Origin of the sequence: Pseudanabaena sp. SR411, assembly GCF_002251945.1 — a bacterium.
Taxonomy (GTDB): Bacteria; Cyanobacteriota; Cyanobacteriia; order Pseudanabaenales; family Pseudanabaenaceae; genus Pseudanabaena.
Genome location: NZ_NDHW01000164.1, coordinates 33,040 through 42,936, shown reverse-complemented (window position 1 = coordinate 42,936; position 9,897 = coordinate 33,040). Strand labels below are relative to the sequence as shown.

The following is a 9,897-nucleotide window of genomic DNA, read 5'->3' as shown; positions in this document are numbered from 1 at the left end:
CGTTTTGGTTCATTTTTTTACTGTCTTTTTATTTCATATTTTACCATGCCTTACAGCGGGAAGGGAGTAAGAGACAAGATACGCATCTGGATAGTCTTGCGGAAAGGCTAAGAGAAGATCGAGTCAGAGCAGTGATTCAGCCTATTCTCTCTGGGCAGGAACTGCCAGATGTGCCACAGGATGATATTCGCTACGTTTTAGATTTAGGGCTTTGTACTAACAAAAATGGTTTGGCGATCGCTAATCCTATGGCGGCATGTGGTCGTGACTGACCAACGTACCCAAATTGATTATGCTCACCAAATTAAATATTTGGTTGATCAACGTTACCCCCATACCATCAAAATCCGTCTTGCTCAAGATAACCTCAACACTCACGTTAAATAATCTCTTTACAAGGCTTTTGCACCTGAGGAAGCCAGAAGAATTCTCGACAAAATCGAGTTTCACTACACCCCTCAACATGGTAGTTGGCTCAATATAGCTGAAATTGAGTTGAGTGTTTTAAATCGGTAGTGTCTCGACCGTCGTATTCCTGATAAACAGCTTTTGATTCAGGAAATCTCGGCTTGAGTAAATCGCAGGAATTCTCTCTCTTGTAAAGTTAACTGGCAATTTACTACTGCGGATGCTCGTATTAAATTGCTTCGCCTCTATCCGTCATTAATGACTTGATAGTTTACTAGGTGGACGCAAAAAAGGTAGTTGGGACATAGAGTGAGTTTTTTATCTGCAACAGGCTGTCAATCGGCGGTTAAGAATCAGGTTAAGCAAATTTGATCCCCTAATTATTGCAAGTTACTTGCAATTGATCTGTTATTTTGCTATTAATCTTAGTATCAAATGCTAATTAATTGCAATAAGGATATTCTATATTTACTTATATAGCCTTCTAGTCATAGCTTTCATAGGTGAAAAGAAAAGCTAATTATTGCTTGCAATTAAATTTGAGCATCTGATTTAATTGCAATTAGCTCTTAAGTAGATCCCAAAGAATACTCAAAAAAATAGGGCAAGCGTCAACTTGCCCCGAACTTATCAATATCAAATCGATACCTAACATCATAATGAAATCTGATCGCGTTTTAGTCGCTAGTTTCGTCTGTGCAATCGCCAGTATTGCATCACCTGAATTTTTTAAGTTCCATCTTGCCTCAGCCGAAAATCTGAGCAATCCCTCTAACCAAATAGACTCCATCGCTAATGGAAAAGTTCAAAGCGTGCAGGAGTTACGACAAATTTCCACCAATGCTTCAGAATTACTTGCCCAATCTCCTACTAACTCAGTCCAAATCACAGGTGTAAAACTCAATCCCACTACTAAAGGGCTGGAAGTGGTTTTGGAAACAGCCACAGGTTCTATCTCTACACCCGTAGCCCAAACATCAGGGCGATTGGTTTACTTCGATATTCCCAATGCTAAATTGATGTTGCCAAATGGCGATCGCTTTCTAGTCGAAAACCCCAGTGAGGGCATTGCCAATGTTTCTGTCAGTCAGGCAAACGCTAGTTGTGTGCGCGTGATCGTGACGGGAATTAAGACTCCCCCGCAAGCAAGTGTGAGTTCTATCAGTGTTAATCCTCCTATCACGCAAGTACCTAATGATGCCAACGAAGAAGAGGAAATTACTGTCACAGGTGAAGGCGATCGCCCGACCGTCTACCGCGTACCCAATGCTTCCACCGCCACTCGTACCGATACGGCGATTATTGATACACCCCAATCAATTCAAGTAGTTCCCCAACAGGTGTTGAAAGATCAACAGGTTGTCCGCGTCGATCAAGCTCTGCGTAATGTAAGCGGTGTTACAGGCGAACTCTCTGGATTTTCATCGGCTCAAAGCCTCACAATTCGTGGATTTGTCACCGATAGCTTTGCAAATATTCCGATTTTGCGCGATGGCTTCCGCACTTATTACAATCTTGGTCCACAGGAAACAGCCAACCTCGAACGCATTGAAGTCCTCAAGGGGCCAGCATCCGTGCTTTACGGACAGGCTGATCCTGGGGGGATTATCAATCTTGTGACTAAACAGCCTTTAGCCAAGCCTTTTTATGATCTGCAATTACAAGCAGGTAGTTTTGGCTTTGTGCGCCCCAGTATCGATTTCACTGGGCCTTTAGATACGGATGGGAATGTCCTTTATCGCCTCAATGCTGCATATCAGCGCTCGGATGGATTTCGCAATTTTGAGACCAAATCTGAACGCTTCTTTATTGCGCCAGTGGTGCAATGGAAGATTAGCGATCGCACCAATCTCAACTTCTTCCTAGAATATGCGAACGACCAAATCCCATACGATGTGGGACTACCAGCCTTTGGCAGAAGTGTCCTTAATGTACCACGCGATCACATCTTGGGAGAACGTGATGATAGTCTCAAAAGCAGAGCATTTTCCATTGGCTATAGGCTAGAACACCAGTTTGATGACAATTGGAAAGTCCGAAATGCTTTTAGGTATTCCGATCAAAATCTTCGGGTTGACTCAACATTACCGTTCCTATTCAATGAAACCACAGGAATTTTAGGAAGGCTATATGGTAGACGTGAACTGCAATCGAGTGACTATTCGCTCCAAACTGATGTAGTTGGCAAGTTTGAGACTGGTTCTGCAAAACATACTCTGTTAGCGGGGGTGGATTTGAATTGGAGTGTTTTTAACGATGTCTTTACCAAAATTAGCCTTCTTCAGATCTTGCCCCTAAATGTATTTAATCCAACCTATGGACTATTCTCCCGTCCCAATTTTGATACAGTGCCGCAACTTCCTGAAAGTGATACGGCGATCAGTCGTACAGGTATATTTCTACAAGATCAAATTGCTTTTAGTGACCAATTGAGTTTGATTGCGGGGATTCGCTTTGATGGAGTGAATAACCGTAATACCTTTGCGGGGACGAGTCGTTATGATAGTGCTTGGAGTCCTCGCCTCGGCTTGGTTTATAAACCCACTGAAACGGTAGCTCTGTTCGCCAACTATTCCCAATCTTTTGCGCCAAATATTGGACAAGATGCCAATGGTAATTTTCTAGAACCTGAAAAGGCTCAAGGTTATGAGTTGGGAATTAAAGCTGAGTTAACTAAAAAACTATTTGCTACTCTGTCTTACTTTAATGTCACCAAGCAAAATGTGGCAACACCTGTATCACCACTTGATCCCTTTGTCTCAGTTGCCACGGGCAAACAACAGAGTCAAGGAATTGAGCTTGATATCTCTGGCGAAATTGCGCCGAATTGGAATCTAATTGCCTCCTACGCTTACACCAATGCCAGAGTTACGGAAGACAATAGCATTCCTGTGGGTAATCGTTTACCAGGTTCTCCTTACAATTCTTTTGGAATATGGACAACTTACCAAATTCCCGATGGTGATTTGCAAGGACTCGGCTTTGGTTTGGGTGTAAATTATGTGGGCAATCGTGCAGGCGATCGCCAGAATACATACGAAGTGGGTGATTACTTTCTCACTAATGCGGCAATTTTCTATAAACGCGATCAATGGCGCATGGGATTGAACTTCAATAATCTCTTCAACACCAACTACATCAGTGGTGTTGGTGGCACAAGTCGCAATTTCGGCAATTCCCCCGGTGCGCCCTTCTCTGTGGTTGGTTCCATTGGTATCCAGTTTTAAAAAATAATATGCAGCGCTTTGCGCTGCATATTATTTGATTTTTATGCTTGTAGAGAAAGAAGCCATTGCTCGGCTTCTCCTTGACTTGTAAATACTTGTCCTAAGCATCCAAATATACCTGCGATGGTTTTGGGAGCAGCTTTTTTGCGCTTCTCCAAATCATCGCCATCATAAACGATCGCCATGCCAAGGCAGAATTGCGTGATTCTGTCTTTATTTTGCTTTGCCCATTCAACAGTTAAGCGATGCACTGCTTCGATTTCTTCTGGATCGCTTTTGACCTGATCTTCCTGATTTTGAGAAGTAGATTGATCGAGAATCAATCCAAATTTTTGATTAAAGGAAAGCCATTTATCAAAATGGGCTAGATACTTTTCGGTGTCTGCCAAGGTTGACGAATTCTCAAAATGGACAGATACAATCGGATAGTTAGATTCGTCAATGGTAATCATACTAATTAAAGTAATTCTCAATTATTTTTAATTAAATCCTAGCAATTTAAGGGTTAATTTTCATAAACTATTAAGAATTATTTGTAAATCATCTCCCAGCACTTGCAACAAATCGAGTTGAGCCGAGTGCAAGAAAAAATGATCGCCTTGCAACAGATGCAGGGCAAAATCAGCGCTAGTTTGCGATCGCCACGCTTCGAGCAATTCAATACTAGTTTCAGGATCTTGATCACCGCCAAAGACTGTGATTGGGCAATCTAGAGGAGCTTCATGGCTGTAAACATAGGTTTCGACGACAGCAAGATCGGCTCTGAGGGTGGGCAATAGCAACTGCATGAGTTCTTGATTGTCCAATACCTCGGCGGGTGTACCATTGAGACGACGTAGCTCCGCCAAAAATTCTGGTTCGGGGAGGTTGTAGGTGGGCGGATTGGGGTTAGGGACTTGTGGCGATCGCTTGCCCGAAACAAATAGATGTGCTGGGGCTAACTGGTAATGACGGCGCAGGAATCGGGTTAACTCGAAACTCAGTAAGGCTCCCATACTGTGACCAAAAAAGGCAAAGGGGCGATCAAGATCAGGTAACAGTGCGTTGGCGATCGCCTGCACAAGCGGCTCCAGTTGCGTAAAGGCAGGCTCCATCAGCCGCAATCCCCTCCCTGATAATTCAATGGGGCAAATCTCTACATTTGACGGTAGAGCGCTTGCCCAATTCCGAAAACTGAGGCTACCGCCACCTGCATAGGGAAAACAAAATAGCCGTAATGCTGCTTGAGCATTGGGCTGAGGACGAACTACCCATTTATTGAATGTCGTTAATGTTGGTGTCATGGTCACAATTGTGTGTTTGTGGATGCGGTTTTGTGTGCGGTTTCGATGAGATTTAGTTTTTGCTTGCCAAAAGTCAAACTCATGTAATAAGCTATTGATCACTTATTGCAAATAATTATTAATAAATATCGTACACTAGCAAGTCAATTAGCGCTCAATTAACACTTAATTCCAAATTAGGAGTACAGATATTTTCAGGAAGTTTTTGATCAGAATAGGAACATTGTAGACAAAGAGAGGTGCTTGATTGAAGAGTGTAGCAATAGATAAATTGGAAAATCGATTAGAGACATTAAAAGGAATTTTGATGGATTTAGGCATCCCTCGAGAGGAACTTCACCCAGAGACATTACTGCATGGACATTTAGGACTTGACTCTGTGGAAACGGTTAAGCTTGCTCTAGAAGTAAAGCGCAAACTTAACATTGACCTCAAATTAGGAACAAGGAATGACATGACCTTGGCAGAAATTTGCAGTATAGCCGCCACAAATTCTCCATCTGTATAAATCGCGCTCTGCGTAGCACTTTATGACTCTGTATTTCCGAGCTTATTCAAGTAAATTAAATGGAAAGTATTTCTATACGCCTGCCTACTACGTTTAACGTAGCAGCGCACTTTCTCGAACTGAACCTCGAAGCCAAACGGGGTGACAAAGTTGCCTTTTACTATCGCAATGAAACCTATACCTATTCCGAGGTAAGCATTTGGGCGCAACGGATGGCAAGCTTTCTCGCTCAGTTGGAACTAGAGCGAGAAAATCGGATCGCGATTCTTTTGCCCGATACACCAGAGTTTGTCTTTGCTTTCTGGGGTGCAATCTGGTTAGGGCTTGTGCCAGTGCCAGTGAATACCGCTAGCACTTTGGAAGATATTCAATATATTCTCCAAGACTGCCGCGCCAAATTACTGTTGACTAATCAGGCATGGTGCGAAAAGCTTACTCCTCTTGAGTCTCCATATTTAAAGCATATTCTGCCAGTAGATGGAGAGAATCCGTTAATTGCACAATTAACTCAACAGGATGCCCAGATTTCTTGGGAGAAAACCCATCGTGAAGAACCTGCATTCTGGCTATATACCTCTGGCAGTACAGGTAAACCCAAAGGGGTAATTCATCTACATCAAAGTATGGTGGTATGTGCCGAGCAGTATGCGAAAGGGGTTCTCGACTTAAGAGAAGATGATGTGATTTATTCCGTCGCCAAAATCCCCTTTGCCTATGGCTTAGGTAATACCTTGTATATGCCGATGGCAGTTGGGGCGGCGGCGATTCTCTCCGATGCCGCGAATGCCTTTGATATCATCGCCGATATTCACACCTATCAACCGACGGTTCTATTTGGCATTCCTGGGATCTATGCGGGCATTCTTTCTTTACATGAAATTGCCCCGCTCAATGCTGCTTCATTACGACTATGTTGTTCGGCAGCCGAGCAACTGCCCACAACAATTTGGCGAAAGTGGCGTGAGATGTATAGTCTGGAGATTTGTGAGGGCATTGGCACAACAGAGCTACTACATATCTTTTTATCGAATCGACCTGATCAATGTCATGCAGGGAGTTCGGGCTATCCAGTCTCAGGCTATGAAGTGGAAGTAGTCGATGAGCAAGGCAAGCCTATGCCAATAGGTGAGATCGGCGCTCTCCAAGTTACGGGAGAGAGTCTGATGCTGGGCTATTGGAACCGATTACAAGCAACCCGCAATGCTTTGTATGGAATGACCATGCGGACTGGCGACAAATATGTCAAAGATGCCGATGGTTATTTTCGGTTCATGGGACGCAATGATGACTTTTTTAAGGTCAATGGGATGTGGGTTTCTCCTTTTGAAATTGAAGATCTGCTGCTCCAACATGAAAGTATTCTCGATGCGGCAGTCTTGCCCAGTAATGCGACTAATCAGGCTGCTAGCAATGGTAATGGGCAGGATGAATCTCTTAATCAAGTCATTGCCTATGTCAGTTTGAAAGCTGGAGTTACGCCATCGGTAGCCCTAGAAAACAATCTGCGGCAACTGGTGAAGTCACAATTGCCGCACTTTAAAGCGCCTAAAAGCATCCATTTTTTAGAAACTTTGCCGCGCACATCCACGGGTAAGGTACATCGCCAAGCCCTGCTCAAGCAGCCATGAAGTTTTCCAGCGCAGCGCTGAAAAACTTCACCAAAAACATTTTTATATTTAGGTAATTATCTATGTCTTCTATTGCGATTCAGTCTCTTGTCTATCATGAGTTGTTTGTTCCTTCTCCTAAAGATCCGCAATCTCTTTTACAGAATCTATTAGATATTGGGTTGTTCTCCAACTATATGCTGTACCAAAGCGATCGCGAAACGCGCATTGCAGGAAATGCCTTGGCGAACATTGCCGTGAGCGCCGAAACAGTGACTTGCAACTATATGGGTCAATCTCAGTCTTACCCAGTTACCGATCCCCTCAAGCAGGTGGAGGCGGTCTTAGGATCTTTGCCCATCGAGAACTGGACAGCCTATGGCTATGTTGGCTTTGACATCACTCGTTTTTATTCTCCCTATAACAAAGCAATTGAGCAACCACTCCTACAATTTTTCATCCCTGAAACCGAACTCCATATTACTGAGAAAGGTATCCGCATCAGAAGTGTGAAGCCGCTCATGAAGATTATCGAAGCTCTGGCGATTGATAGCCCATTGCGAAGCTACACTGCTACACCACCCGTTGTTGATTTTGCCGATCGCGAACATTATCAAACTCAGGTATGGAAACTGATTCAAGCAATTCAGGAAGGGAAACTGCATAAAGCGATCCTTTCTCGTTCGGTCAAAGTCAAAGGCGAAATGGATCTGCTAGGAACCTATTGCCTCGGTTCTCAAAGTAATAATTCGGCGCGATCCTATTGTCTGCACATGGATAATGTAAGTGCGGTGGGCTTTAGTCCTGAGATCTTGATGACTGTCGATCGCGATCGCAAAGTGATCACCAATCCTCTAGCAGGTACTCGTCCCCGCTCCCAAAATCTAGCAGAAGATCAGCAGTTAAATGGCGAGTTGTTTACTGATGCCAAAGAAGTTAAGGAACACGCACTATCAGTTTGGCTAGCCCAAGATGAGATTAACTCGGTTTGTGACTCTGATACCGTGCGTGTATTTGACTTCATGGAAGTGAAAAAATATCGCTGTGTGCAGCACCTGTCCTCTCGCGTTGGTGGTGAACTGAAGTCTGATAAGACCCTGTGGGATGCTTTAAAGGTGCTCTTCCCAGGTATTACGGTTTCGGGAATCGATAAGCAAAGTGCTTTGGCATGGATCGATCGCTTAGAGTCAGAACCAAGAGGCTTGTATGCGGGTGGCATTGGTTGGGTTGATAGTCAAGGCACTGCGGATTTAGCGATCGCCATTCGTTCGGCTTATCAGTACGATGACTGCATTTACTTCAATGCAGGGGCAGGCATTGTATCTGAGTCTGTACCTGAAACTGAGTATTTAGAATCGGTCAATAAAATGAATACGATGCTTACCAATTTGGTGTTGAAATAATATCCACATAAGAGAAGCGGCGCGTTGCGCCGCTTCTCTTATTCGTAATCTGGAAGTAGCTCTTCCGCATTTCGTAATGTTGGAAAGGCAGTACCAATCACCCCAATCAACACCATCCCGATCGCCATGATAATCAGTAGCAGGGCAATGCCTGAACCCTGACCAGTGCCGACCAGAGGCGCAAACAATGAGGCGATCGCACTATTAGAATTCATCATGGGTTCAAACACGCGATCTGCTAGTGGGCCTGCAATTAAACTCGCGATCGCACCCACAGCCAAACCAAGGGTATGGGCGGAAGCTAAAACTCTTCCCTGTACTTCTGGTTGGACTTTGGCGTACCAGATCGCATAACTGGAACTGTAGGCTAAAGGAATATTGAAGACGGCAAAGAAATGTGCGCCAATCCAAATCCATGAGGTTTGTCCCCAACCTAAGATGAGGATTCCTAAACCAGTACCGACAAAGCCGAGTAACATTCCCTGAATTTGGCGCTTAAAACCACCGATCACGCTCAAAAATACACCGCCAACAACACCGCCCACACCTGCTGCTGTGACTACCATTCCTAATATTTGAGTGCTGCCACCTGTTCGTGCCAAAATCATCGGCTGATAGAGAGTTTCACTAATGTTATAGGTGAATAGAAACAAGCAAAACACCGTGGTCATCGCTAATAGGCTCGGTCTAGCAAAGATGTAATTGAGTCCCCAAAACAACTGTTGCCAGATATTTTGGCTATTGATATTGTCAATTTCCGAACTTTTGGGTTGAGGTATCCGCACCATCAGCACAGTACTAATCCCGACGATAAAAGTTGCCAGATCGATCAGAATAATGCCCATGAATCCAATCATCGGATAAAGAACACCTACTAGGGCAGGCGCGATAATGCTGGAACTGTAGTTAATGATGGTTCGCATACTACTCACACGAGCGTAATGCTCCTTCGTCACAATCGATGAAATTGATGCCGAAAAAGCCAGCCCTTGAATCTGTCCACAGGAACCATAGACAATCGCTAAAACATAAAGATGCCAGATTTGCAGATTTTTGGTAGCAAATAGAATTCCGATTAGAGAAGTGCATATCGCCACGGCAACATCGCTGATAATCATCAAGAATTGGCGATTGCAACGGTCAATCAGTAAACCCGCCCCAAGGGAGATTAAAATTTGGGGAACAAAAAAGAAGAAAGTGAGCAACGCGATCGCAGTAGTTTCCTGAGTTAGTTGCCAAATCCAAATAGTGAGCGCAAACTGGGTCATTTCTGTCCCAATTGCAGAGACCATCTGCCCGCTCCAAAGAATTGTAAAAGTACGCACAGTGGAAATCTTCAAAAGTGATATTCCATCATGTCATAACTATTGATAAAGATTACTAATAATTTTAAGTGGTTTAGCAATAAATAACTTTCTCAAGTTTGCTTGTAACTGCTCATAAACTATGATACTGTCAATT

7 protein-coding genes and 2 pseudogenes are annotated in these 9,897 nt (G+C 43.8%); 6 read left to right on the top strand and 3 right to left on the bottom strand.

The features are described from left to right. The 3 genes and pseudogenes from B9G53_RS16895 to B9G53_RS16885 all read left to right on the top strand — a co-directional run. Nucleotides 1-272, top strand: a pseudogene (locus tag B9G53_RS16895) (hypothetical protein); the annotation flags it as partial. After that, nucleotides 250-675, top strand: a pseudogene (locus tag B9G53_RS16890) (transposase); the annotation flags it as partial. The pseudogenes B9G53_RS16895 and B9G53_RS16890, both read left to right, overlap by 23 nt. 392 nt (nt 676-1,067) lie before the next feature. Continuing rightward, nucleotides 1,068-3,635: a TonB-dependent siderophore receptor gene (locus B9G53_RS16885; protein WP_094534340.1), complete on the top strand. Its 2,568-nt coding sequence runs from the start codon at nt 1,068-1,070 to the stop codon at nt 3,633-3,635. Nucleotides 3,636-3,676: 41 nt separating this feature from the next. Here B9G53_RS16885 and B9G53_RS16880 read toward each other — a convergent pair whose 3' ends face one another. After that, nucleotides 3,677-4,087 carry a hypothetical protein gene (locus B9G53_RS16880; RefSeq protein WP_094534338.1) on the bottom strand — a complete coding sequence of 137 codons (411 nt, stop codon included), beginning with the start codon at nt 4,085-4,087 and terminating at the stop codon, nt 3,677-3,679. Nucleotides 4,088-4,147: 60 nt separating this feature from the next. After that, the gene (locus tag B9G53_RS16875) at nt 4,148-4,918 is read right to left on the bottom strand and encodes a thioesterase II family protein (RefSeq protein ID WP_094534347.1); all 771 of its coding nucleotides are present in this window, start codon (nt 4,916-4,918) and stop codon (nt 4,148-4,150) included. Between the two features lie 271 nt (nt 4,919-5,189). On the opposite strand from B9G53_RS16875, the gene B9G53_RS16870 reads away from it, so the two are divergent. The 3 genes from B9G53_RS16870 (at nt 5,190) to B9G53_RS16860 (ending at nt 8,436) form a co-directional block, all read left to right on the top strand. After that, entirely contained in the window at nt 5,190-5,426 is a 237-nt protein-coding gene (locus B9G53_RS16870; RefSeq protein WP_254923695.1) for an acyl carrier protein, read from the top strand. A 59-nt stretch (nt 5,427-5,485) separates the two neighbouring features. Continuing rightward, on the top strand, nt 5,486-7,054 hold the full coding sequence (locus tag B9G53_RS16865) for a benzoate-CoA ligase family protein (RefSeq protein ID WP_094534334.1): 1,569 nt from the start codon (nt 5,486-5,488) through the stop codon (nt 7,052-7,054). A 62-nt stretch (nt 7,055-7,116) separates the two neighbouring features. Continuing rightward, nucleotides 7,117-8,436 carry a salicylate synthase gene (locus tag B9G53_RS16860; RefSeq protein ID WP_094534332.1) on the top strand — a complete coding sequence of 440 codons (1,320 nt, stop codon included), beginning with the start codon at nt 7,117-7,119 and terminating at the stop codon, nt 8,434-8,436. Between the two features lie 38 nt (nt 8,437-8,474). Here the strand turns inward: B9G53_RS16860 and B9G53_RS16855 are convergent, their stop codons facing one another. Then, nucleotides 8,475-9,761 (bottom strand): MFS transporter, encoded by a 1,287-nt coding sequence (locus B9G53_RS16855; RefSeq protein WP_094534345.1) that lies wholly within the window; start codon nt 9,759-9,761, stop codon nt 8,475-8,477. Between the last annotated feature and the right edge of the window lie 136 nt (nt 9,762-9,897).

What these genes read in the sequence shown, in the direction of transcription:
- B9G53_RS16885 (WP_094534340.1), top strand. Translation starts at nt 1,068, where the DNA reads ATGAAATCTGATCGCGTTTTAGTCGCTAGTTTCGTCTGTGCAATCGCC.
- B9G53_RS16880 (WP_094534338.1), bottom strand. Translation starts at nt 4,087, where the DNA reads ATGATTACCATTGACGAATCTAACTATCCGATTGTATCTGTCCATTTT.
- B9G53_RS16875 (WP_094534347.1), bottom strand. Translation starts at nt 4,918, where the DNA reads ATGACACCAACATTAACGACATTCAATAAATGGGTAGTTCGTCCTCAG.
- B9G53_RS16865 (WP_094534334.1), top strand. Translation starts at nt 5,486, where the DNA reads ATGGAAAGTATTTCTATACGCCTGCCTACTACGTTTAACGTAGCAGCG.
- B9G53_RS16860 (WP_094534332.1), top strand. Translation starts at nt 7,117, where the DNA reads ATGTCTTCTATTGCGATTCAGTCTCTTGTCTATCATGAGTTGTTTGTT.